We start from the raw sequence: 405 nt of genomic DNA on the forward strand, positions 1-405 counted from the left end.
CTTTGCCATGACCAAAGGTATGTTCTTCATCAGCAGGCTGTAGCGAATAGCGAACCACCAGCAGGTTGGTCAGCGAGGCGGCAATGTCCACCAGCGAATCCACCAGCGCAGCCAGAATACTGACAGAACCGGTATACCACCACGCAAAAATTTTGATCAAAAGTAACGCGGAGGCCATAGCCGTCGCGGCGATAGCGGCGCGGCTCACCAACCGGCCATAAGATTGATTCATATAGGCTCCTTCTCCTGCAATGCGCTTAGTATAACCCGAACTTGTGACGCTCACGGGATAGGCGAAGGAGTTGATTTACCGTAAAAAGGGCAAAAAAAACCCCCACATCATGTGGGGGAAGACAGGGATGGTGTCTATGGCAAGGAAAACAGGGTTTGTTACTGGGGTTGCAG

Annotated in this window: 1 pseudogene; it reads right to left on the reverse strand. The window is 51.9% G+C overall.

The window, feature by feature from the left end:
- Nucleotides 1–232, reverse strand: a pseudogene (gene fieF, locus PL640_RS25625) (CDF family cation-efflux transporter FieF); the annotation flags it as partial.
- Nucleotides 233–405 lie beyond the last annotated feature (173 nt).

Source organism: Agrobacterium sp. ST15.16.024 (assembly GCF_027956545.1).
In the GTDB taxonomy this organism is placed as follows: Bacteria; Pseudomonadota; Alphaproteobacteria; order Rhizobiales; family Rhizobiaceae; genus Agrobacterium; species Agrobacterium cucumeris.